This is a genomic window from Pedobacter cryoconitis (assembly GCF_003259615.1).
GTDB classification, from domain to species: domain Bacteria; phylum Bacteroidota; class Bacteroidia; order Sphingobacteriales; family Sphingobacteriaceae; genus Pedobacter; species Pedobacter cryoconitis.
Genome location: NZ_QLLR01000012.1, coordinates 23,635 through 49,056, shown reverse-complemented (window position 1 = coordinate 49,056; position 25,422 = coordinate 23,635). Strand labels below are relative to the sequence as shown.

19 protein-coding genes are annotated in these 25,422 nt (G+C 40.4%); 5 read left to right on the top strand and 14 right to left on the bottom strand.

Translation table 11 applies throughout. The features are described from left to right. Both LY11_RS13315 and rsmI read right to left on the bottom strand, forming a co-directional pair. Positions 1–660 (bottom strand): PH domain-containing protein, encoded by a 660-nt coding sequence (locus tag LY11_RS13315; RefSeq protein WP_111634163.1) that lies wholly within the window; start codon positions 658–660, stop codon positions 1–3. A 25-nt stretch (positions 661–685) separates the two neighbouring features. After that, positions 686–1,396 (bottom strand): 16S rRNA (cytidine(1402)-2'-O)-methyltransferase, encoded by a 711-nt coding sequence (gene rsmI, locus LY11_RS13310; protein WP_111634242.1) that lies wholly within the window; start codon positions 1,394–1,396, stop codon positions 686–688. Between the two features lie 44 nt (positions 1,397–1,440). Here rsmI and serS point away from each other — a divergent pair, with 44 nt between their 5' ends. Both serS and LY11_RS13300 read left to right on the top strand, forming a co-directional pair. Beyond that, positions 1,441–2,712, top strand: a complete 1,272-nt coding sequence (serS, locus tag LY11_RS13305; RefSeq protein ID WP_111634162.1) for a serine--tRNA ligase — start codon at positions 1,441–1,443, stop codon at positions 2,710–2,712. A 91-nt stretch (positions 2,713–2,803) separates the two neighbouring features. Beyond that, positions 2,804–4,243 (top strand): amidohydrolase family protein, encoded by a 1,440-nt coding sequence (locus LY11_RS13300; RefSeq protein WP_170132680.1) that lies wholly within the window; start codon positions 2,804–2,806, stop codon positions 4,241–4,243. Here LY11_RS13300 and LY11_RS13295 read toward each other — a convergent pair whose 3' ends face one another. Both LY11_RS13295 and LY11_RS13290 read right to left on the bottom strand, forming a co-directional pair. Further along, complete coding sequence (locus LY11_RS13295) at positions 4,244–4,552, bottom strand: hypothetical protein (RefSeq protein WP_068403813.1); 309 nt, start codon at positions 4,550–4,552, stop codon at positions 4,244–4,246. It lies immediately after the preceding gene. A 184-nt stretch (positions 4,553–4,736) separates the two neighbouring features. Further along, on the bottom strand, positions 4,737–5,438 hold the full coding sequence (locus LY11_RS13290) for an SIMPL domain-containing protein (protein WP_111634160.1): 702 nt from the start codon (positions 5,436–5,438) through the stop codon (positions 4,737–4,739). Between the two features lie 260 nt (positions 5,439–5,698). On the opposite strand from LY11_RS13290, the gene LY11_RS13285 reads away from it, so the two are divergent. After that, positions 5,699–6,337 (top strand): DUF4304 domain-containing protein, encoded by a 639-nt coding sequence (locus tag LY11_RS13285; protein WP_111634159.1) that lies wholly within the window; start codon positions 5,699–5,701, stop codon positions 6,335–6,337. 193 nt (positions 6,338–6,530) lie between these two features. On the opposite strand, the gene LY11_RS13280 is transcribed toward LY11_RS13285, so the two are convergent. The 3 genes from LY11_RS13280 to ileS are packed head-to-tail and all read right to left on the bottom strand — an operon-like array spanning position 6,531 to position 10,914. Beyond that, on the bottom strand, positions 6,531–7,133 hold the full coding sequence (locus LY11_RS13280; RefSeq protein WP_111634158.1) for a lipoprotein signal peptidase: 603 nt from the start codon (positions 7,131–7,133) through the stop codon (positions 6,531–6,533). Then, positions 7,133–7,516, bottom strand: a complete 384-nt coding sequence (locus tag LY11_RS13275; protein WP_041885291.1) for a TraR/DksA family transcriptional regulator — start codon at positions 7,514–7,516, stop codon at positions 7,133–7,135. Before LY11_RS13275 ends, LY11_RS13280 begins: the two co-directional genes overlap by 1 nt. Positions 7,517–7,521: 5 nt before the next feature. Then, positions 7,522–10,914 (bottom strand): isoleucine--tRNA ligase, encoded by a 3,393-nt coding sequence (ileS, locus tag LY11_RS13270; protein ID WP_111634157.1) that lies wholly within the window; start codon positions 10,912–10,914, stop codon positions 7,522–7,524. Between the two features lie 231 nt (positions 10,915–11,145). Between ileS and LY11_RS13265 the strand changes: the two genes are divergently transcribed. Continuing rightward, positions 11,146–11,388 carry an isoleucyl-tRNA synthetase gene (locus LY11_RS13265; RefSeq protein ID WP_245952754.1) on the top strand — a complete coding sequence of 81 codons (243 nt, stop codon included), beginning with the start codon at positions 11,146–11,148 and terminating at the stop codon, positions 11,386–11,388. A 75-nt stretch (positions 11,389–11,463) separates the two neighbouring features. Here LY11_RS13265 and LY11_RS13260 read toward each other — a convergent pair whose 3' ends face one another. From LY11_RS13260 to LY11_RS13235, 6 genes are all read right to left on the bottom strand, one after another. Beyond that, positions 11,464–12,570, bottom strand: a complete 1,107-nt coding sequence (locus tag LY11_RS13260) for a C1 family peptidase (protein ID WP_245952752.1) — start codon at positions 12,568–12,570, stop codon at positions 11,464–11,466. Between the two features lie 119 nt (positions 12,571–12,689). Next, on the bottom strand, positions 12,690–14,534 hold the full coding sequence (locus LY11_RS13255) for an alkaline phosphatase (RefSeq protein WP_245952750.1): 1,845 nt from the start codon (positions 14,532–14,534) through the stop codon (positions 12,690–12,692). Between the two features lie 14 nt (positions 14,535–14,548). Next, positions 14,549–16,072, bottom strand: a complete 1,524-nt coding sequence (locus LY11_RS13250; protein WP_111634155.1) for a RagB/SusD family nutrient uptake outer membrane protein — start codon at positions 16,070–16,072, stop codon at positions 14,549–14,551. Between the two features lie 20 nt (positions 16,073–16,092). Continuing rightward, a complete protein-coding gene (locus LY11_RS13245) occupies positions 16,093–19,476 on the bottom strand; it encodes a SusC/RagA family TonB-linked outer membrane protein (protein WP_245952748.1) in 3,384 nt (1,127 codons plus the stop codon). An 85-nt stretch (positions 19,477–19,561) separates the two neighbouring features. Continuing rightward, positions 19,562–20,521 carry a FecR family protein gene (locus LY11_RS13240; RefSeq protein ID WP_111634154.1) on the bottom strand — a complete coding sequence of 320 codons (960 nt, stop codon included), beginning with the start codon at positions 20,519–20,521 and terminating at the stop codon, positions 19,562–19,564. Between the two features lie 68 nt (positions 20,522–20,589). Continuing rightward, entirely contained in the window at positions 20,590–21,132 is a 543-nt protein-coding gene (locus LY11_RS13235; protein WP_111634153.1) for an RNA polymerase sigma-70 factor, read from the bottom strand. A gap of 705 nt (positions 21,133–21,837) precedes the next feature. Between LY11_RS13235 and LY11_RS13225 the strand changes: the two genes are divergently transcribed. Then, positions 21,838–23,190 (top strand): aminopeptidase P family protein, encoded by a 1,353-nt coding sequence (locus LY11_RS13225; RefSeq protein ID WP_111634151.1) that lies wholly within the window; start codon positions 21,838–21,840, stop codon positions 23,188–23,190. On the opposite strand, the gene LY11_RS13220 is transcribed toward LY11_RS13225, so the two are convergent. Then, a complete protein-coding gene (locus LY11_RS13220; protein WP_111634150.1) occupies positions 23,180–25,150 on the bottom strand; it encodes a glycoside hydrolase family 97 protein in 1,971 nt (656 codons plus the stop codon). The genes LY11_RS13225 and LY11_RS13220 overlap by 11 nt on opposite strands. Positions 25,151–25,422: the final 272 nt, after the last annotated feature.

The window sequence follows — 25,422 nt, the reverse complement described above, 5'->3', positions numbered from 1 at the left end:
TTAAAAAGTATCTAGTATGTCGGCTTTTTTAGCCTCGTATTCTGCCTGGGTAATTAATTGTTTGTCGTAAAGTGTTTTTAGCTTCCTTAACTTCAGCGTCGTTTCATCTTCTGGTTCCTCTACAATTACAGGGGCTACATAAGCTTCCACAGGCTCTTCGGCAGGGATTTCTTCCTGATGAACAGGTACTTCTGCAGGCGGAGTAACAGCGGCTGCCGGAGCTGGTTGCTGAGCTCTTTTTTCTTCCAGTTCAGCTTGTCTTTGCTGTTCCTTGAAAGCTTCCAGTTGCTCATAAGCAGCCTGGTATAGTTTTCTGGCCTGTACCTTAGGGATATATTCTGTAATGATATTTTCTCCATGCTGCGGTACACAGATGAATTTAGAACCAAATATTTCTTCCTTGAAAGAGATCTCTTTAATGCTTTTCCAGGAAATATCCTTGAAGTTCATGGTGATGCCGAAATTTGCAGGCTCACAATAAAAGATGCGTTTATTGCTGACTACGATACAATCAGGAAGAAGATTTACTGCAGGTCTTTTTTGTACCGCAAGGTAGATCAGTTCCTCATTAGTCGTCAGCATATCATTCAGCTTGCCTAAAACTTTTTCAACAGCTTTAGGATCTTGCTCATCGCTCAAAAATCTATCTATTAAAATCATATTATTTATTTTAAGCTCTTTAGGATTAATCCTTTTCGTAAGAGCGCTTTTCTTTTTTAGTTTCTTCTTTACCAGCTACACAAATTACAAACTCACCTTTTAAAATATTAGTTTCAAAGTGTGATTTTATTTCTACCAGTGTACCTCTAACGGTTTCTTCATACATTTTAGTCAGCTCCCTGCTAACTGAGGCTTGTCTTTCTTCCCCAAAAAACTGGGCGAATTCTTCCAGTGTTTTTAATAAGCGGTGCGGACTTTCATAAAGGATGATAGTTCGCTCTTCATCAGCCAGCTTCTTTAAACGGGTTTGTCTGCCCTTTTTAACTGGAAGGAATCCTTCAAAGACAAATGAATCTGTAGGTAAACCAGAGTTAACCAGTGCAGGGACAAAAGCAGTTGCACCCGGTAAACATTCTACGGGCAAATCATTTTTTAACACTTCTCTGACCAGAAAGAAGCCCGGATCAGAGATCGCAGGTGTTCCGGCATCCGAAATCAGGGCTACATTTTTACCTTCCTTCAGAAACTTAATAATCTCTGAGGTTGCCTTATGCTCATTGTGCTGGTGATGCGAATAAGCTTTTTTATCAATGCCGAAATGCTTCAATAAAGGCGCACTTGTACGGGTATCCTCAGCCAGGATAACATCTGCTTCCTTTAAAACGCGGACAGCCCTGAAAGTCATATCTTCCAGATTACCGATTGGTGTAGGAACCAGAAATAGTTTACCGCCTATAGTATTCTCCAAACTCTTGTTATATTTGTTAAAAAAATTAAATAATGCTGCAAGTTAACTATATCCGCGAAAATAGAGAGAAAGTTTTAGAACGCTTAGGTGTCCGTAATTTCAAACAACCTGAACTGGTTGATGAAATTATCAAATTAGATGAAGAACGCAGACAGACTCAAACCTCGCTGGATAACTTATCTGCTATCGCAAATGCCAATGCTAAACAGGTTGGTGAACTCATGCGAAGTGGTAAAAAAGAGGAAGCTGAAGCAATTAAAGCAGAGACTACTTCTAATAAAGAACATATCAAAACCCTTTCAGAGCAACTGAATGTGGCAGAACAGCATTTATACAATGCACTGGTACAACTGCCTAACTTACCTGGTGAACTGGTTCCTGCGGGCGCTACACCAGAGGAGAATGAAGTCGTACTGACGCATGGTGCTCCTGCTGAACTGCATGGAAAAGCTTTGCCACACTGGGAACTGACTTCTAAGTATGATATTATAGATTTTGAACTGGGTACTAAAATTACCGGTGCAGGTTTTCCTGTGTACAAAGGTAAAGGAGCCCGTTTACAACGTGCACTGATTAATTTCTTCCTGGACCGTGCTACTGAGCAGGGATACAGAGAAATGCAGGTGCCTTTAATGATCAACGAAGCTTCTGGTTTCGGAACAGGTCAGCTGCCTGATAAAGAAGGACAGATGTATCATTCTACCGTTGATAATCTTTTTCTGATCCCTACTGCTGAGGTTCCTGTAACGAATCTTTACCGTGATGTAATTTTAAAAGAAGAAGAATTGCCTGTTAAAAATACGGCGTATACTCCTTGTTTCCGTCGTGAGGCAGGATCATATGGAGCACACGTACGTGGTTTAAACAGATTACACCAATTTGATAAAGTAGAATTGGTACAGGTAGTACATCCTGATAAATCTTACGAAGTACTGGAAGAAATGAGCGCTTATGTACAGTCTTTATTGAAAGATTTAGGCTTACACTTCCGCGTATTGCGTTTATGTGGTGGTGATATGGGCTTTACCTCAGCAATGACTTACGATATGGAAGTATGGAGTGCGGCACAACAACGCTGGCTGGAAGTTTCTTCTGTTTCTAACTTCGAATCTTTCCAGACTAACCGTTTGAAATTAAGGTTCAAAGGAAATGGCGGAAAAACTCAATTAGCACACACTTTAAACGGTAGCGCTTTAGCTTTACCACGAATTGTTGCTGCAATCCTGGAAAATTATCAAACAGAAGACGGTATTATCATTCCAGAAGTTTTAGTAAAATATACAGGATTTGATCGTATAGATTAACCCTTGCATAAAAGCTTTAATCAGCTTATAAAAAGCCGCTTTATCTTAAATGATGAGGCGGCTTTTTGCATTTGTTAAGCTATATTTGAGTATGAAATTATCGTTTTCGCTGATTCTGATCGCGCTCGCTTTATCGGCCCGGAGCCAATCCGGTAAATATGAGCTGGTGATCAGCCATGCGAAAGTATTAGACGTTAAATCAGGAAAAGTATTAAATGATCAAACGCTGCTGATCAATGCTGGAAAAATTGTGGATATAATCCATACTTCGAAAGAAATTGCCGGAAAAAAGAATATCAATGCTAAAGGCAGATTAGTTACACCTGGTTTTATCGATACACATATACATCCTACAGATGTTTTTGGAGATTACGATAAGGCCCCTGAATTTCTGGCGCTGGACTCCCTGGGATATCTGCACCGTAAACTATCAGACGCATATCTGCCTTATGGTACTACTACAGCTTTAATATTAGGCCAGCCTGAAAAGTGGTTAACGCCGATTCTTGACTGGCAAAAACATCCTGATCCTCAGTACACCGACTTTTATACGAGTGGGGCTGCTTTAATTTCTGATGAAGAACGAACGCCCTATATCGGGCATGCAGAACTGGAAAATCCGGCGAAAGCCAAAGCTAAAATACTCGAATATCACAGGTTGGGTATTAAACATATCAAATTATATTACCGCATAAGAAAACCTGAAGCCGAAGCTGTTTTAAAGACAGCTGATAGTCTTGGAATGATAACTTATGGCCATATCGGAGATTTTGGTACACATCACCTGCATATAATGCAAGCTTTGAAAATGGGCCTCACCAACTATGAACACCTTGTGACATTGGGGACAGGTATTCTGACAGAAAAGGAATACAGGCAATTTGAAAAAGAATTTACTTCGAACTACGGTCCGGCAGACACAGAGTCCAAAGTGCTGGAAATGTTCCTGGAAGCATTCAGCTATATCGATCAGCATGAAAAACATAAAATGGAAGTCTTAATAGATAGCCTTGCCAGCCAGCATGCTACCTTTTCTACCACTATACAAAGGATGTACGAACAATTTCAGCCTACTTACTTTACACAGCCTGCCGATAAGCTTCTGACCGCAGTACAGCTCAAACGATGCAAAGACAACTTTGCTATATTGATGAAATATGCAAAGCTGATGAGTGACAAAGGAATTAAGCTGCGTATTGGTACTGATGGGGTTAACGGTGGAAAATCCCTGATTTCTGAACTGATTATTATGACAGAATATGGATTTTCAATAGCTGATGTTTTTAAAATAGCCACTTACAATGGGGCAGAGGCTATAGGAATTGCCGGTCAGGTGGGCACTGTTGAAAAAGACAAACAGGCAGATTTAATTATCTGGGATAAAAATCCGTTTGATGATCCCGCAAACTTCAGCGCAGCAAGAACAATTATAAAAAGCGGTGTGGAGTATAAAAACCAGGGAGCAGCAAATAAAAAATCGGGTATTTCAATAAAGAAATACCCGATTTTATTAAAGTTAACCTTGATTTGATTATAAAATCAGGATCAATAATAAGATAATGATAATAATTGCACCAACAGAAAGATAAACACCTCCACCCATAGCACGGGCTTCTTTTTTCATCGTTCTTAACTCTTTGCGCAATTCTTTTTTCTCAGCTCTTGACAAATTAGATTTGTCCATCGCTTTAATTTCTTCCACACGGTTAGTGATTCTTTCTAACTGAACTTTTTGCTCAGTAGTCATTTCAACTTTGTCCTTAACTGTGGCAGCAGATACTGTGTTAACACTTAATCCTACAACGAAGATTAACAAGAATGAGTAGATTAATTTTTTCATGGTTATAATTTAAATTGTGTGGTTATTGACAGACTCAACTTATAACAAAAAACCTACCAAAATGTTGGTAGGTTTCCCGTCTATTCCTGAATAGATGATTATTAATGTATTATCTGAATCGACAACAATTAAAAAACAATAAATAGGTAGTCAGATTTTAAGATACTGTATACAGTAATAGTCACTATTTAATTTCGAAAACAGTATTCATTACATAGCTTAGTTTAATCTTTTTGAAGTCGATTTCCGGTGCAGAACCGCCAGCGTCTTCAGCCATAGCAGACTTCATCATCATTCCGCTTGCACGGTAAACAGGGAAGTTCTCATTACCTTGTTCCTGAATATCAATTACGCTACCCAATTGATTGCCTAAAGCCTCAACCAGGTAAGTCGCTTTTGTTTTAGCAGCCTGTAACGCTTTAATTTTTAAATCTTTCTTTAAAGCTTCAATTTTAGAATAATCATAACTATCAATATTAGTATAGGCTACTCCCTTAGGATCTACCGAACCAATGATTTCATTCCATTTGTTCAGATCAGTAACCTTCAAACGATATTGTTTGCTTACTAAGAAATCAGGATTTTTCTTTTTCTCTGGTGCAGTATTGAAACTTGATAAGCTATTGATCATTAAATTTTCCTTAGGAATACCAGCAGCCTGAATAGCTTTATATAACTGGTTCTCTAAATCAGTAATCTCCACTTTTTTCTTGCTGTTACCATCTTTCAGATACTCTTTCAGCGAAATGCTCAAATAAATAATATCCGGGGTAACTTCCGTTTCGGCTGTTCCGCTAACGGTGATCTTTTTGCGTAAATCTACTTGTTGAGCCATAGCACTAACACTGATTAAAGTAACAAAGGCAAAGACGAATAACTTTCTCATAATAATTTTCAATTTGTGTGTATTTACAGATTAGATGTAAAAACCATGCCGATTCCATAATAATAATGGAAGAATTATAATTTCCTGCAAATTAAGAATATTCCCCCAGCCCGCCTTTATTTATTTTGTTCATAAAAATCCACTGTAAATCAGAGGTCTTTATATCATCACCACGCTGCTTTTACTTATTCCATACTCCGGAAAAAGATTCACAATTAATTATTATTCTTTACCTTGAATCAATAAATACAAGAATAACATTGGAAAATACCAGACAACCGGCCCCCAGAGAATTAATCACGGCAAGTATCACAGCAACTCTGCTGGAACCCTTAACCCAATCCGGATTTACATTTTCCAAAAATCCCCTAACTTTCAAAAGAAACTCCGGTGATTTCACCCAGACCATTACCTTCCAGCTTAACCGCCACAACGAAACCGGTATATCAGCAGAATTCTGGACAATATGGAGCATAACTTCAAAAGCATACTCCAGGTGGTACAGAGCCAAGTACGGAACAAAGCCCCTGAATGACCACTTATTTACCGAACCGGATTGGAATATCGAAAACTGGGAATTCCCGTTAATCAATAACCAACAAGAATATCATTTCCAAATCATTGAAGAAACGCAAAGGCCAGAAGTATTGACTATGCTAAAGAACAACATCCTTAACATTGGAATACCTGCCCTGAACCATTTCTCTGACTGGGAAAATGCTGCCAATAACTTGCTCTCAAAAAACAGCGGCCACCACAAAGCCAGTGATTTCTTTCAGCTTGCCGGTAACCCCGAAAAATCCCTTCAGGCATTGCAAAAAGGCCTGGACTATTGGAAACAACATCCAAACGCCTCAAACTCCGAAGACCTGGACGAAATCCATAAACGTCTTTTTTAACACCTCTAAAACATCCAGCTATTCACCTGATCTTTCTTTCTGTTTTCTTTCTCCAACCAACCACCAAACAAAATACCTTTTCAACCTGATTCCATCTTTCAAGAGCAATGCCTTTTTAATCTCCAGCAATGTGTGATAAATCAAAAAAAAGGCTTCCCCTTTCAGGAAAGCCTTTCAATTAGTTTAAAAGTATTTAATCTTCAACGACCTCATTATTCGGTCCGATCTCTTCCTTTACCTCTTCCTTAAAATACTTTTTCTGGAAGATCAGAATAGCGATTACCCCGACAGATATGGCAGCATCTGCAACGTTGAACACCGGTCTGAAGAAAATGTAGTCTTCTCCGCCCCATACAGGCACCCATTTAGGGAAGATGCCTTCCAGTATCGGAAAGTAAAACATATCCACTACACGGCCATGAAACAGTGTAGAATAGCCATATATCTTGCCATAAGCTACAGAGTCAATGATATTGCCCAATGCACCTGCAAAAATCAGCGCTACATTCAGGACAAGTCCTCTGTGATACTTATGCTTGATCAGGTGATGCAGACCATAACCAATTGCCGCTACTGCAGCAATTCTGAATAATGATAAAGCCAGTTTCCCGAATTCACCACCAAACTCCATTCCGAAGGCCATTCCATTGTTCTCCGTAAAATGTATAATGAACCAGTTGCCAATAATTTTGAATTCCTGACCCACATACATATTAGTTTTAATCCAGGTCTTCAATACCTGATCCACTAAAAGGACCAGGAAGATAACCAGCAAAGGTTTAGAATAGCCTTTCATTATGCTTGTTTCAATTTGGCTTCCATGCTTAAAGTTGCATGAGGTACAGCACGTAAACGTTCTTTTTGGATTAATTTACCAGTTTCGCGGCAAATACCATAAGTTTTGTTTTCAATACGTACTAAAGCAGCTTCTAAATTCTCAATGAATTTTTTCTGACGTGCAGCTAATTGATTTAATTGCTCTTTCTCCAAAGTGGCCGAACCATCTTCCAAAGTCTTGTAAGTACCAGAAGTATCTTCTGTACCATTAGAATTCGGACTGCTCAAAGAATTCGTTAAGTTGAGAAATTCCTCTCTCGCCATACGCAGTTTATCCTGGATTAGTTCTTTAAATTCTTGTAGCTCGTTATCTGAGTAACGGGTTTTTGTAGGTTTTTCCATGTTAATTATTGTTTTGCAATCGAAATCAGTAATTCAACCTCATCGATTACGATTGTGTTTCCTTTATCTAAATTAGTTATCAAATTAATATCATCCGCTAATATTTCAGCGCAAATGTATGCTTTATTCTGTGCTACCGCTGCGGCGATCAAATTATCGTTTTGTAAACTCACGGTAATGCGATCAGTCACTTCGAAATTAAGCTCTTTTCTTAAATTCTGGATTCTGTTGATCAGCTCACGCGATAAACCTTCCTCTTTCAATACGTCGGTTATCGTAACATCCAGGGCAACCGTAAGGTTTCCGATATTTGTTACCTGCCATCCAGGAATGTCTTCCGCAATGATTTCCACGTCTTCCAGTAAAATTACATAGCTGGTACCCGGTACAAGATAAGAACCTTCAGCTTCAAATTTGCTTAAATCTTCCGCACTCATCCCACTAATTGTTTCAGCTACCGATTTCATGTCCTTACCCACCTTTGGGCCCAGAGCTTTGAAATTAGGCTTGATCTTTTTCTTGATGAAACCAGCAGTGTCAGTGATGTATTCAATATCCTTGATATTAGTCTCAGATAAGATGATTTCCTTCACCAGTTCTATTCTTTCCTGGAAAGTTTTGTCCAGAACAGGCAGTAAAATCTTAGCCAGCGGCTGACGCACATTGATGCTTGATTTCTTCCTTAACGAAAGCGCCATCGAAGAAATATTCTGTGCAAGCTCCATTCGCTCGTTCAATTCTGTGTCGATCAGTGAAGTATCACCCTCTTTCCACAAGCTCAGATGCACTGATTGTTCAGCAGTCTTTTTATTAACTGATAAGTTTTGGTATAACCAATCCGCGAAGAAAGGTGCAACCGGAGACATTAACTGAGATACACTCATTAAACAAGTATACAAAGTCTCATAAGCAGCCTTTTTATCCGCAGTCATTTCACCCTTCCAGAAGCGGCGGCGTGATAAACGGATATACCAGTTACTTAAATGCTCATCTACAAAAGTCTGAATAGCTCTCGCTGCTTTAGTAGGCTCATAAGTATTATAACTATCATCCACCTCGTTGATCAGGTTCTGTAACAGCGATAAAATCCATCTGTCAAGCTCAGAACGATCCTTTACAGGCGTTTCATTTTCTTCATCGATCTCAAACTTATCAATGTTCGCGTATAAGGCGAAGAAAGCATAAGTATTGTATAACGTACCAAAGAACTTACGTCTAACCTCATCCAGGCCTTCAGTACTGAACTTCAGGTTGTCCCATGGAGAAGCATTGCTGATCATATACCATCTGGTTGCATCAGCACTGTAAGTATCAATCGTATGGAAAGGATCAACGCCATTGCCTAAACGTTTAGACATTTTGTTACCGTTTTTATCCAGTACCAATCCATTGGAAACGACATTTTTATAAGCAATGCCTTTATTGCCGATACGCTCATTTACTGCTTTGATCTCTTCGCTGGTTTCGCTTAACATTACCGCAATTGCATGTAACGTAAAGAACCATCCGCGGGTCTGATCTACACCTTCAGCAATAAAATCTGCCGGGTAAGCATTCTCAAACTCTTCCTGGTTTTCAAAAGGATAATGCCATTGCGCATAAGGCATCGCGCCACTATCAAACCATACATCGATCAGGTCCAGTTCACGGGTCATTTTCTCTCCTTTTGAAGAAGTCAGGATCACATCATCCACAAAAGGACGGTGCATATCTTTCAATTCAAAAGCAGCTTCCATAAAACCAGCTTCCACAGACTTTTTGATCTCTGCATTCAGTTCTGCGATAGAGCCAATACATTTTTCTTCCGTACCATCCTGAGTTCTCCAGATCGGTAAAGGAGTTCCCCAATAGCGGGAGCGTGATAAATTCCAGTCTACCAGGTTTTCAAGCCAGTTACCAAAACGGCCTGTTCCTGTAGCTTCCGGCTTCCAGTTGATCGTCTTGTTCAAGGCTACCATTTTATCTTTTACAGCTGTAGTTTTGATAAACCAGCTATCCAGCGGATAGTATAAAATAGGCTTATCAGTTCTCCAGCAATGCGGATAACTGTGTTCGTATTTTTTAACGTCAAACGCTTTGTTCTCTTCTTTCAGTTTAATAGCGATCAGCACGTCTGTCGGCTTGAAATCAGGAGCTTTACGTTCCTCATCACTATAATATTCTTCTTTCACATAATAACCAGCGAAATCAGTAACCTCGTCAACGAATTTACCTTGTTTGTTAACTAGCGGAAGTTCGTTGCCCTGTTCATCTTTCACCATTACATATGGCATGTCGTTCTCTTTGACAACACGAAAATCGTCTGCCCCAAATACAGCTGCAAGATGCACGATACCCGTACCATCTTCAGTAGTTACATAGTCAGCAGGGATTACACGGAAAGCTTTAGCTTCTAATTCAGCGTTTGTTACATAAGGCATCAGCTGATGATAAACCACACCAACCAGATCTTTACCTGTAAACTCGGCCGTGATTGTCCACGGAATCAGTTTATCACCACCTTTATAGTCTTCAAAAGAAGTATCTTTTGCTTCAGCTTTAAAGTGTTTCCCGACTAAATCCTTCGCTAATATTACACTGACCGGTAAGAAAGTATATTGATTGAAAGTTTTAACTTTTACATAATTGATCTTTGCGCCAACCGCCAGTGCACCGTTAGACGGTAAAGTCCATGGTGTAGTTGTCCAGGCGATAAAAGAAGTATCTTCTGTATCATTTTCAAATATAGAAGACATCGCCGGGTGCTGCTGCTCTCTTTTGATAGCGAACTGCGCAGTGATCGAAGTATCTTTTAACATTTTGTACGTACCTGGCTGGTTCAGTTCATGAGAACTTAAACCTGTTCCTGCAGCAGGAGAGTAGGGTTGTACGGTATATCCTTTGTATAAAAGCCCTTTGTCATAAAAGGTTTTCAATATCCACCAAAGAGACTCAATATATTCGTTTTCGTAGGTGATATAAGGTTTCTCCAGATCTACCCAATAGCCCATTTTTTTCGTCAGGTCATTCCATATATCGGTATAACGCATTACTTCTTCACGGCAGGCTGCATTGTATTCTTCCACCGTAATTTTGATTCCGATGTCAACTTTTGTGATACCCAGTTTCTTCTCTACAGCAAGCTCAATAGGCAAACCATGCGTATCCCAGCCACCTTTACGTTTCACCTGGAAACCTTTAAGAGTTTTATAACGACAGAAAATATCTTTAATAGCACGAGCCATGACGTGGTGAATACCAGGCATGCCGTTAGCTGAAGGCGGGCCTTCATAAAAAGTAAATGGGTTAGCTTTTGAACGGGTAGAAATACTTTTTTCAAATATATTTTCTGCCTTCCAAAACTCTAGTATCTCTTCGCCTATCTTAGGTAGTTCTAATTGTTTAAATTCCCTATACATCAATCCAGTATCTTAAAAAAATGAGGATGCAAAGTTAAGGATTAAGAATTAAAAAAAGGTAGGTATTCAGGAAATACATTGATCTTCAAAAACTTAAATTGGTTTGGTTTTTGATGCTGATATTTTAAAACGATTTTAATCCGGAGGATAAAAATATATCAAACGGATTTTTAGCGCTGTAAATCATATAAATTAACAATAACAATCTCAGAAAAAGTCATGATTAAAGTAATGAAACTTCAGAAGGCGGTACTTGCCTTGATCCTAGCTATAATCGCTCTTGTCACTTATTTGATTCTGGGTGCTAATGAGGTAGCATGGAGTAAATATGTATTGGAGGCTTCGGGATTATTCCTGATGCTGAGTGCTCTTCTTTTTCTTTACCCTATACTTTTTGCAAGAAAAGATAAAGAAGGATGTGTTGAATTAGATCCGGAAGCACCAGTGGAAGCTGCAGAACCTGTGAAAGATTAGGAATTTGAATTCTACTACTATAAAAAAGCGGCTGTATCTTTTAAGATACAACCGCATTTATCATATAGAATTAGCTTACAAGCCTAGTTTTTTCTTCAATTCTTTAGTCAGTGCAGCTTTTGGCAAGACTAAACTCACTGTATTAATCGCAAAATAAGGTTCTGAGACTTCCAGGTATCCTTTGAATGGGCCTACTTCACCCCATGAATTTTTAACTTTAAAGAAGGATTTTCCATCCGCTGCCTGCTCTAAACCAATCAGGTGCATTAAATGATCATCGTTAGTAGTTAAGTTCTCATATAACTGCTGACGTAATTCCGGAGAATAAGCCAGTTCTTTTACTGTTGGGTTAAGAACAGCTGCATTTGCATCAGTGGTATCCGCAAATAAAATCGCATAACCTTTTTTCTGCTGGAAGTTTTTGTTGCTCACATCGGCATCCCATGTCACTGTATAACCTTCTTTTAAAGCTGTTTTGGTCAGTCCGATCATTTCCTCTAATGGCAGGTTATAAAAAGAACCGTTTGCAAAATTATCAGGAACTTCTAAAATGAACTGTGAATAATAAGGATGGTGGGTAAATGAAGTAACGCTTATATAATCATTTGCATCAAATTTCAGTACGTCTTTAGCAAAGGTTTTTGCGGTATAGTTCTTTCCTTTATAGTCAAAATTAGCGGGTGGATTACCTACTTTTTCATTCAGGATTTTCTCAAAGCCTTGTTGCCAGTTTGCTGCAACAGGACGGTTTTTAAGGACTTCATCAAGGTATGTTTTTAAGGTATCCATCAAGCCCGAATGGTTAGGGATTTCACCGGTAACACCTTGAAAAGCTTCTTGTGGCATAGCGCCGTAAAGTGAAATACCACGCACCAGGTCATGCCCGAGGCCGCCTTCACTGAATTGCGCTTTACCCTGACGCAAGATATAGTTCTTCGCTTTTTCTACATAGATGTTGCGCGCAATGTACATTTCTGAGAGATTAAATTCGCCGAGTCCTTTACGCAGACTTTCTGATTCAACTAATGAGGTGGCCGAGTAATCCCAGCAGGTTCCGGTTTTCCCCTGGCTTTTAACCACAGTGGCCGCATTAACTTTAATAGTTTTTAAAGGGCTTTGCTGAGCTTGTACGCATAAGCCTGCACCAATTCCAATAGTAAGAAATAGAATTCTTTTCAACATATCAATTATAGGTTTTTGATTAATCTTATTGTGGATGCTAAAATATGAAAAATCTTAAGCATAAAAGCGGTCGTATCACTTAAGATACAGCCGCTTTTTATAGTTATAAATAGAACATATTATTTACCCGTAAACAATTTCATAATCTTTTTAAAAATCTCATTATTCGGATAAGTTCCTGTAAAATCTCCTGAATGTGGCCCATAAGCATAAACAGGCACCATGATATTGGTATGGTCATTCGTGCTAAACTCTCCCTGAATCCTGCCTTCGGCAGCTGAAGCATCCAGTAAAGTCAGTCCTCCGGTTTCATGATCTGCAGTAATTAAAACCAGTGTTTCCCCATCCCGGTCAGCAAAACGTAAAGCCTCGCCTACTGTCTTATCAAAATCATGAAGCTCAGTGACTACATACTTTAAATCATTGACGTGGCCGCCATAATCAATCTGGGCACCTTCAGTCATGATAAAGAAACCCTTTTTATTAGCTGATAATAACTTGATAGTATGTTTCAAAGATTGCGTTAGCATATCTCCTCTGCCATCTTTTACCGGACGTGTTGTGGAATCTGGTAATAAAACCAATTGCTTACCACTGCTTTTTTGTTTGAAATCTTCCACCGATCTGCTCAAAGTATAACCTTTACCTTCCAGTTTTTTCATTAAATCAGTATCCGGATTTTGCAGGAAGCTCTTTTGATTAGAACCCACTAAAATATCTACATGGCTATCCAGGAAATCTTTCGCTATCGCTTCACTATAAGAACGGTCTAACTGATGCGCATAAAATACAGCAGGCGTAGCATCCGTAATATCGCCTGCACTGATAATCCCGCTTTTTAAACCATAACCAGCCAAAGTATCTACCAGGTTTGTACGTTTCTTGTCGTCAGGGCCCATACCGATATAGCGGTTATTTGTTTTCTCACCCATAGCAATTGCCGATCCGCCAGCCGCAGAATCCGTATTTCCAGAATTAGAAGCCGCAGTCTGAGAAAAACCACTATTGCGGATCATCGTAATATTCAGGTTGCCATGATTCGCAATCCAGCCCGCATGGATCTGAGCTAAGCCCATTCCATCGCCAATCAGCAGAATCACGTTTTTCACCTTTTTAGCTGAACCATCAGCTTGATAAGTTGGTTGATAAACAGGATAGGCAACAGAATTTGTATAAGTCAGTTTATCTTTCCGTAAATAAAAATCACGCAAATGCTCGGGCGCATCCGTATTGATCCAGTCTACTCCGAATTTCTCCAGTTCTAACCAGGTATTCGGACTGTCCTGTGTTGCCCAGAAACGGAAAGGCTTATTCTGCTGATGTGCTGCATGGATCACCTTTAAAAGCTTGTCCTCATCAATTTTTGTCGGCGTTCCTTTGCCATTCCAAACCGTATAATGCTTTATATCATCGCTGATCATTGCTATTCGTTCCAGCTGCTCGTCGGTATAAACCGTAGCCGGGCGGCCGTCAAAAGAAATCAAAGCAGGATAATTTTTAAAGTTTTCAGGTGCTGGTACATCCCCGCTGATTACAATACTTACCGCATCCGGATTAATCGGTTTGTTTACCATATCCTGAAAAGGTTTAAGCTCTTTCAGCAGCTGCGGTAAAACATGCTGGTAATCTTCCTTAATATCAATTACCAATTGCAATTTTAACTGATGATTCGCATAAGGATGATTTCCGTTTTCCTTATACAACCGGTATAAAGGCTCCAGATATTGTTTCAAAAGTGTTGCTCCCGGCTTAATCTCCTTTAATTCATGAGCCACGAACAGCTGGCCATCCTTCAAAAAAACATCAGCTTCAATAGAGCCCATTCCTGCGTAATAAGCGCGCAGCAAAGGTATATCCTGTTTATAATCATTGTGGCTATGCCCTGAATTAAATGATAGCGGTGTCTGTGCAATGGCCGCTAATGAAAATAAGGTAAAGGCAGTAGCGCAAAGTAGTTTCTTCATGAGTTTAAATTTATTTACCAGCCGGCGTTTTGTTTAATTACACCGCCACTATTATCAATTTCTTTTTGTGGAACTGCCCAGACATCGTTTACCTGGGGATTGAACTTTCTTGCAGGCCATACCGTTGCTCCGCTGAATCCATGAGCAGGTTGTGCATAAGCAGCTTCTGCATCGCCCCAGCGTACCATATCGCGGTGTCTGTCTGCCCATTCACCTGCCAGTTCACTCCGGCGTTCTCTTTTCAGGTCTGTTAGCGTCATTCCACTTACAGCCGCAAGTTTTGCCCTTACCCGGATTCTGTTTAATTCTGTATCTCCTGCACCAGCACCGCGCTGCATGATCGCTGCTTCTGCTTTGATCAATAACACTTCCGCAAAACGCAGTAATGGCAGGTTTAAGTCTGTTGTCGGGTGGTCACCACTTGGACTGATATGTTTCCCTACCGGATCTGCAAAACTGAACGGGTCCATATATTTCCTGAACTGGAAGCCAGATAAACTATTGACAGAAGCATAAACATTTTCCTCCCCGAAGAACATAAAGTGATCTCCCGGTTTTAAAATCGTTGCCTCACGGCGGATGTCACCTGTTTGATAAGAATCATATAATTCTTTGGTAGGGACATAATAACCCCAGCCATTGTATTTCCCCCAGCCTTTATTTTCAAGCATTACACCCGGAAGAATACTTCCCCAGCCACCCGCGCCAGCAGGCGTAGAAACAGCCGACCAGATATATTCAGGCCCCCAGTTATTTGGTGCTTTAAATACATCGGCAAAATTGGGCATCAGGTCACGTTTACCGAAATTGATTACAGAATCTGCATATTTTTCTGCGTTAGGATAATCTTTTTTATATAAGAAGGCTTTAGACAATACTGCCCAGGCAGCTACTTTATGCGGACGGCCATAATCTGCGGCACCCAGCTGATCAAAATAAGGAAGGTAATTCGCAGCCTGTTGTAATTCGCTGATCAGGTAATCATAGTTCAAATTCACATTTGCTGCCCTTGGTGTCGGGTTAGGATCATCCATATTGGCCCTGGTTACCAGGGGTACTCCTGCTTTCGCATTACCATAATTGGAAGCTAACTGGAAATACATATAACCACTGGTAAAATATGCCTCACCAATCAATCTCTTTTTCAAAGCCGCATCCATATCAATCGAAGGCACATAACGAATCACATCATTTGCCCTTTTAATAGTTGCATATCTCATTTTCCATTGTCCTTCGGTGTAATCTCCACCAATATAAGCAGAGTTGAAGTCTCTTACATTATCGCCCTGCGCTTTTACACGTCCGGTAACCATGTCATCACTGGCGTTGATGAACCAGAAGAAACCACGGCCGTAAAAGTTCTCATCGTCGTATAATTCGTACATCGCATTGGCACCTTTCACCGCATCAGTACTGGTTTTCCAGAAGTTTCCTTTCGAGGGAGCACCTTCAGGGGTAATATCTAATTGTTTTTTACAAGAGCTGATGGTAACAATGGCTAAACCAGCTATCAATATGTGAAGTAAATTCTTTTTCATTTTTGTTGATTAAATACGCGTTAAAAATTCAGACTTGCACCAAACAGGAAAGTTCTTGCTTGTGGATAACGGCCTACGTCTACACCATACTGATCCATTCCCACTTCAGGATCGAAACCAGAATATTTGGTAATCGTAAACAGGTTATTAGAAGTCACGTAAAGGCGCAGATTACTTATTCTGGCTAATTTTAAAAGGTCTTTAGGGAAGGTATAACCTATGGTTGCGCTCTTTAATCTTAAATAAGAGCCGCTTTCCAGGTAGAAATCTGATGTAGTAGAGAAGTTCCCGTTCGCATCACTTGCCGATATACGTGGCAGGCTGCTCCCTGTATTGGTTGGGCTCCACGCATCTAATACACCTTTCAGTAAATTGTAGTTCTGGCCACTTCCTGCGTTCAGTCCTGTGTATTTTAACGCGTTAAATAACTTGTTCCCTTTTACACCTTGTGCAAATAAGTTAAGATCAAATCCTTTGTAACTCGCATTGAAACTAAATCCATAAGAGAAATCAGGATAAGCACTGCCTCTGAAAACCCGGTCATTGTTATCAATTTTACCATCATTATTGCTATCTACGAAACGAAAATCTCCAGCTTTAGCATTAGGCTGAATCATATTTCCGCTCGAATTTTTATAGTTTTTAGCCTCCGCATCCGATTGGAAAATTCCTGCTGTTTGTACCACATAGTAAGAATATAAAGGCTCTCCAACTTGTAAACGAACAGGGGTAAGCGTACCACGCACATTAAAATCTACCGCCTGACTTGTTAAACCTGCTGGCAAAGAAACCAGGTTGTTGTTCATTTTAGTGAAGGTTGCATTAATACTGTACTGGAAGGCTGCTTCAGGCTGATTGTTATAATTCAGGCCGACCTCAATTCCTTTATCTCTGGATAAACCGCCATTTTTCCATTGCCCATCCACACCAGTAGTTCCGGATAAGGGCTGATAGATTAACATATCCTTCGTATCCTTAATGAAATAATCGGCAACCAGGTTTAGCCTGTTTTTAAAAATACCAAAGTCAAGGCCGATATTGGTTTGTTTAGATTTTGCCCACGTTAAATCAGGATTAGACAATACATTTTCATAATAGCCTAACAGTTGTCCTGGGTTCTGACCCATATAGATGGTTGTTTTAGAAAGGGTAGGGTTCACCGCCTGGCTGGTTACACTGGCCAGGTTACCCAAAAGACCGTAACTAGCTCTGATTTTTAAATTGCTGATCCAGTCTGCTTTGCTCAGAAAATCCTCTCTGTTAATTACCCATCCTGCAGATGCAGAGTAATAATTAGCAAAACGATTTTGTGGAGCGACCAAAGAAGTCCCATCCCTTCTTCCGATTAAAGAAAGCAGGTATTTGCTTTTGTAATCATAATTTGCACGGGCGAAGAATGAAGTCAATGTTTCATTGGATACATTACTTTCAGGTAAGAAAGGCTTGGAAGCATTGACCATGTAACGGTATTTTGGGGATTCGTCATCAAAACCTTGTGCAAAAACAGACAGGAATTCTGAATGTCTGTTTTGATAAGAGAAACCACCAATTACGTTGAGGTGATGCGAGCCGAAATACTTGTCGTAAGTCAATACCTGTTCTGCTAACAGATCATTGCTCGTATTGGAAGTTTGCGTCAGCTGGTTAAAGTCGAAAATCTTACCAATTTCAGGAACCTTGCTCTGAAAGGTTTTAGAGTCATTAATCCTTTTAGTGAAAGACAGGTTGGAACGGAATTTAAGCCCTTTCGCTAAATCAAGCTCTGCATAAGGATTTGCTACAATAGTATTGACTGGATTGTTGACATCCAGTCTTTGCAAATAAGCTACGGGGTTGATAATATCTCCGTAAGCACCTGCATAAGCTAAAGGCAGGCCTGAAAACCCTCCTGTGGAAGTGTATGGTGCAACATTTGAAGGATAAAATATAGCGGAAATAATTGTTCCTGTATAAGCACTTTTCGTATTTGCCCCGTTGATGTTTGGTGCGTTAGAATTCGACCCGTTCCCATTGGTATAGTCGTAGAATAAGTTCTCTCCAACTTTCATCCACGAATTAATGCGGTGTTCAGAATTGATCCTGAAATTATAACGGTTTCCATAAGTATTTAATAAGGTTCCTTCTGCTTTGCGGTAATTGAAACTCAGGTAGAAGCTTGATTTGTCATTTCCACCAGTGATGCCCATATTGTAATCCTGGATCAATCCTGTTCTGAAAATTTCGTCTACCCAGTCTGCACGGGTAATTTGTCCGTCAGGATATTTTACGGCATCGAAAGCGTCTTTTCTTGGGATACCTGCATTATCGGCAGCCAGATTTGACACGTCTGCAAATTCTTTTGCATTTAATGATTTCAGCTTTTTCCAGGCAGTTTGTGTACCCACTTTAGCGTCAAAAGTGATATTTAACTTCTGGTTGGCCCCTTTTTTAGTCGTGATCAGAATGACCCCTCCAGAGGCTCTTGCGCCATAAATTGCTGCTGCCCCATCTTTCAGTACAGCAATAGATTCGATGTCATTTGGGTTCAGGACTGGTGTACCGTAAAACAATGAACCGTCAATTACATATAAAGGGTTCTCTCCATTGATACCACCTTGTCCGCGGATATTTACTTTGGCAGTGGCAGTTGGATCTCCACTTTCACTTACTACAACTACCCCCGGAGCTTTTCCCTGTAAGATGCTGCCGATGTCGTTTACTGATCTTGAATTTAATTTATCCAAGGATACTTCTGCTACTGCTCCCGAGACAGTGATTTTCTTTTGCGTACCGTAACCGACTACAACAACTTCATTTAATTGTGAATTATCTTCTGTTAAAACAATGTTGATCGTACCTTTTCCTTCAATTTTTACTTGTTGCGTTTTATAACCAATCATGGAGAAAATCAGCGTAGCTTCTTCAGGTGCCGAAATACTGAATTTTCCATCAGCATTTGTGGTAGTTCCTAAAGTTGTGCCTGATACTTTTACCGACACGCCCGGCATAGCCAGACCAGTGGAATCTTTTACTGTTCCGGAAACTGTCCGGTCTGCTTTTTTAACAGGTGCTTGCTTCAGGATCACATAGTCCCCTTTTTCCAGGTATTCAAACCCTAACTTATGTAAGACTGTTGCTACTTTCTCTTGTTTAAAAGTTTCGTTCAATGCTTGTTTGTTGATCGACAACTGATCCTGGTTGTAAACAAAATGAAGGCCTGTTTTGGCTTCTATTTCTTTCAGAATAACTTGTTGTGATTTGTCTTTGGTGATCGTGAGCGATACCAGGGCACGGTCTAATTTCTGAGCCATTGTGACAGAAGCGAAGAGTGTTCCGCAGAAGGTGCAAATGACCGTGAAAATTAATAAAGAATACTTCATGGCTTTATAAAGGGCTGTTAACCTCTTATAGGAGGGTGTTTTCATCTTGTTAATGGATTGATTTAGCGCGTTAATTGAATGATTAATTTTTGGGAGTGACTGAGCTGAGCTTGCCGTTTGTATCAGTGTTTCATTGTTTATAGATTTTAAATGATTGATGGTCTGGGGTAGTATCATATTTAAGATTGTACAGGCTGCAAATGATATTCAGAATTTCTTCTGGTTTTTGCTTGCTGTGGAAAGTTGCGGTACAGCCAAGATTTCCTAAGGAAGCTGGGTTCAGTTCAATTTTTATGGAGTAGATATAGGCTAGTTTTTGCAGCGCCTGACGGAGGTTTATCCCTTCAAACACAATCCTGGTATCGGGAACGGGTGTCTGGCTGATGATTGCTGTTTCTTTGTTTTTATCATAGGTCATTTGCTGACCTTTGACCAGCGTGCCGAATACCTGGTTTTTATTTCCTACGGCTACTTTGCCGGTGCTTACGGAAATATTCAGGGCATTAGAGGCCTTAAATGCGCGGATAGTAAAAGAGGTGCCGAGTACTTTGGTATAAAGTTTTCCGGGTAACTGCACGTTGAAAGGACGTTTTTCGTCATGAGCGATTTTAAAGAATGCTTCACCTTCTTCTAAAGAAATTTCCCTGAATGAAGCGGCGAATTTTGCAGGGTAGGATAGTCTGCTGGATGGGTTTAACGTGATTTCTGAGCCATCAGTTAAGGTAATTGTTTTTTTCTCGTTTGCCTGAGTCCTTGCAATTAATAGGGGCTGCTGTGTTTTTTGCTGCGGATGTGGTCTGGTTTTCAGCCAGAATAAGCCAATGCTGCAAATTAGGAGTGTAGAGGCGGCAATTTGAAGAAAAGTATTATTACGGATGATGGCTGTTTTAGCTTTAGGCCTCTGCTGGATGTGCTGTTGCAGGGTAATCAACATCCGGCGTTCTATAACAGCTTTCTGGCTTTGACTTAATGTTTTGTTTTTTCCTTCATAGGAATTGTACCAGTTTTCAACCTGTTCAATTTCTTTAGGGGTCGCTTTAGCGTCTAAATATTTTTTCAGCAGATCTTCTGCAAGCCTTTTGTCTTCCATCTACCAACAAGTCAGCTTCAGCGATAAGTCGTACCGGGTGATGGTGTTAAGATTAGGTTACGGTTTTGTTAAAAGAAGAACAGGGTCAGGTAGGCGAGTCTTTTCCTGATAATTTTTAGTGCTGCGGTGAGTTGGTTTTTAACAGTTTGTATGGAGAGGTTAAGTTCTGCAGAGATTTCATTGTTTGTTTTTTCCTGTTTCCTGCTCATGGAAAAGATCTGGCGCATACGTTCCGGAAGTTCGGCTATTGCCTGGTCAAGTTCTTTGTGAATTTCTTTGACTGCCAGTTCGTTAGCGGGGTGCAGGGGGGACGTGTTACCGATTAAAGCGTATAGGTCTTCTGTGTATTTTTCTTTAGTGAGGTTTGCTTTGAAGTAGTTGATGACACGGTATTTTACACAGGTTAAAAGGTAAGAGGAAAGGGTTTCTCTGATTTCGAGGGTTTCTCGTTTTTCCCAAAGGGAGATGAAGATTTCCTGGGTGATGTCTTGTGCAATGTCTTCTGTACCAACACGTTTGTAGGCAGCGTCAAATACTTGCTCCCAGTGTTTTTTGTAAATGGTGTCCATTGCGGTTTGATCACCTTGTTTTAAGGAAGTCATCGGGTCCATTGGGTGGGGTTTTTCGCAAAGATATTGGAAGGGTGTTGTCTTAATGTTACGTTAAAAACAAGCATAGCATCTTTTTGCCGACGTTCCCGGAAAAGGGAACAAGGTCAAAAATATACTATGCTTGTTTTTAACGTGCGTAAAGGGGTGGTGGGTGCTTGTTTGGTGGAGAAAGAGGATAGTTACTTGTTGGAGGAAAAAGAGGATAGTTACTTGTTTGGAGGAAAAAGAGGATAGTTACTTGTTTGGTGGAGCAAGAGGATTGTTACTTGTTTGGTGGAGCAAGAGGATTGTTACTTGTTTGGTGGAGCAAGAGGATTGTTACTTGTTTGGAGGAGCAAGAGGATTGTTACTTGTTGGAGGAGCAAGAGGATTGTTACTTGTTGGAGGAGCAAGAGGATTGTTACTTGTTTGGTGGAGAAAGAGGGTTCTGCTTGAGTTGTGGCTAGTTTGTCTTGGAGTCTGATACGGGTCAAGGTGTTTCAAACCCGTATCAAAGGCACTTTAAACCCCAGCACTACTGTATTAAAGATCCAGTTTGGCAGCTATTTGTCTATACTGAAATTACTTAGGGTCATGTCCCTTATTGAATAGGATTACGGACTTGCTCAAATTAGCTATCGGGAATTTATCAAATGACTGATGTAACAGGAGAGTAGCGAAAGATTAACTTTTATTTGATAAATTTGATCTTATAAACAATCAGATATGTTCGCCAAAGAAGTCTACCAGGAAAGAAGAAATAAGCTTAAAGCAGATATAGGGGAAGGAATTATCCTTTTGCCAGGAAATGGAGAAAGCGGGATGAATTTCAGGGATAATACTTATCATTTTCGTCAGGATAGTTGTTTCCTTTATTTTACAGGGATCAGCAGACCGGATTTGTGTTTGATCATTGATATTGATAACGATCAGGAGATTTTATTCGGGGATGAACTTACGGTGGATGATATTGTATGGACAGGGGCATTGGAAACTATAGAAGCTCAGGCGGAAAAGGCGGGTGTTGCTTTTACAAGAAAGAAAATTGAGGTGGGTAATGCTTTGACTGGTAACAGGAAAGTTCATTTTCTTCCGGTTTACAGAGCGGAAACTTCTTTGAAATTGATAGATTGGGGATTAACCGGAGAAGCTTCAGTACCGTTAATTAAAGCAATCGTTGCACAACGTTCAATTAAGAGTGATCAGGAGATACAGGAAATAGAAAAAGCAATTACCATCAGTACGCTAATGCAGCTGAAGGCACAGGAAATTGCACGTCCGGGGGTTACCGAAAATGCAGTTGCCGCGCAGTTACAGGCAGTCGCTATTGCCAATGGCGGCCAGCTTTCTTTTCCGAGCATCCTTACGGTAAATGGTGAGATTCTGCATAATCATGCAAGTAATACTGTTCTGAAGGATGGACAAATGGTTTTATGTGATTGCGGTGCTGAGAATGATCTGTTTTATGCAGGAGACTTAACACGTACTTTTCCGGTTGGTAAAACTTTCACTTCTTTGCAGCAGGATGTTTATAATGTTGTTTTAAATGCTCAATTGAAAGCTATCGAAGCGCTTCAGCCGGGTGTGCTTTATAAAGATGTGCATTTGCTGGCCAGTACGCATTTAGTACGCGGACTTACTGATTTAGGACTGATGAAAGGTGATCCTGAACAGGCCGTTGCTGAAGGAGCGCATACTTTGTTTTTTCAATGTGGTCTGGGCCATATGATGGGGCTTGATGTGCATGATATGGAAAATCTGGGAGAAGAGTATATAGGTTATACAGCTGAATTGAAAAAGAGTAAAGAGTTCGGATTGAAGTCGCTGCGTTTAGGTAAGGCACTTGAACCGGGTTTTGTCGTGACAGTTGAACCAGGATTATATTTTATACCTGTATTGATAGATTCATGGGCTGCTGAAAATAAGCATGCTCAATTTATTAATTATGAAAAAGTGAAACAGTTCAGAGATTTTGGCGGAATAAGGATTGAGGATGATTTCCTGATTACCGCAACGGGAAGCCGTCTTTTAGGCCCCCCGCTGATTAAAACTGTAGCAGATTTGCACGCTAACCGATAGGAGTCAGAATTGCGGTATAGCCGCCGCCTGCTGCCATATCAATATGCAGGATCTCTCCTGCGGTTACTTCCTTACTGATGATTTGATAGTCGGCAGCATGTTTGCCGACGTTAATTCCATCTTGAAGGATTTCAATTTTATACTTTTTGCCATCCAGGAAAGTCAGGGGTATATCAAAACCCCTTGCATCCCAGTTGGTCATCCCCCCGATATACCAGTTGTTCCCATTTTTACGGGCGACCACTGCGTACTCCGCTATTTTACCTTCCAACGCAATTGTTTTATCCCAAACGGTAGGGAATCGGGCGATATAATGGGTATAAACTGGCTCTCTTAAATAATTGGAAGGATTGTCACATAACATTTGCAGCGGACTGTCATACAACACATACATCGAGGTCTGATGAGCTCTGGTTCCTCTGCTCATCGGGGAAGTCATACTCACATGGAATTCATCTTTATTCGAGTTCAGCATCGCCCCTGGTGTATAATCCATTGGCCCGGCAACCATTCTTGTAAAAGGGAGTGTTGTATTATGAACAGGCGTAATGGTTTCTTCCCACTTGTTATTTTCCATTCCTTTGACTCCCTCATAATTAATTACGTTAGGATATTCCCGGTTAAGTCCCACAGGTTTATAGGCTCCATGCAGGTCCAGCAATAGTTTGCGCCTGGCGGTCTCCTGAGCCGCTCTTTCATAGAAATTGACCATATACTGGTCGGCTCTTGCCATGAAATCAACTTTTACTCCTTTCACGCCCCATTTCACATATTGATCCAGGATGGCTTCCATGTTCTGGTCCAGTGGTTTCCAGAGTGCCCATAAAATTACCCCTACCTTTTTGGCGGCGGCATATTTAACCAGCCCCTCCAGGTCGAGTTGCGGATTTGGAGCCAGCAGGTCGGTTGTTGCTTTTGACCAGCCTTCATCAAGGATGATATATTCCAGGCCATAAGCGGAAGCAAAATCTACATAGTATTTATAGGTTTCAGTGTTAATACCCGATTTGAAGTTTACACCATAAATATTGTTGTCATTCCACCAATCCCAGGCTACTTTACCCGGTTTGATCCAGTCTGTCTGAGTCAGTATGTTGGGCCGGGCCAGTTTGTAGACCATTTCATTTTCCAGTAATTCCTTATCCGAAGAAGTAATGATAACCGTTCTCCAAGGGAAGGTCCTGTTTCCGGTTGTTTTTGCATGATAGTCCGCTTTTTTGACGATGATCTCCGCACGATCCGAATTTGGCTTTGGGGTAGCCTCCAGAATAACTTTAGGGAAACGGCCTGTTAATGTTTGTGTGCCCGTTCCATATAAAAACAGGTTAGGATAGTCATGAAGATCGGCTTCTGTAATGACCATTTTAGTTCCTGCCGGGGTAGCGACGTAAAGGGGCAGATAACCATATTGTTCAGCGGGTATTTCCTGAAGTTTCGCTGGCTTAAAATCACCTTCATAATGCGATTGCAATTCGGGATTATTTTCTTTAGGGAGATAGATCTGGCAGTTTTCCTGGAAATTGAAAGCTACTTCTTCATAGTTGACTTCGATCGGCTGTGGGCCCAGGTCAGTTACAAAACGGTAAGCAACGCCATCATTATAGGCTCTGAATTCAACGGCATAGTTGCCCTTCATCTGCAGCTTCAGTTCGTTATAGACTTCGGGAATCAGCTTGTTGCGAACCGGTATGATGGAGACAATAGTCTGATTGACGGCTTTAGTGGTTGCTTTAGAGACAACAGGTATAATGCCGGGGTTTCTGCCATCTTTTAAAACCATACTCATGGCGCTGGGTTTGATCAGCACTTCCTGATTTTTGAGAACAGACCAGGCTATACTTTTACCAACCGAAATATGGATCGTGATTTTTTTATCCGGTGACTGTAAAACATAGTCTTTTGAAAATGCTGCGGTCTGAAAGAGCAGCACAAAGCATAAAATCGGGATTATTTTTGACATAGCAGAGTTGATTGTTGAGGTGCGTAAATTCTTAGCTATTACTAAAACATATTAGCTTATAGTGTTGATAATTAGCTAAATATAATTATTTATCCGAAGGAAGGAAATGTTTAAATCGGGCGGATAAAGACTTTTTTTATTGCTGATAGCGCACTTGTGATAAAAGAAGATCAGACTATTGGTTTGTTCAAAGCAATCTCCTAACTTAGCTATGCTTAAACGTTTTATCTAATCAAACATTCTGACGGATATTATCAAAAAGCAACCAAATA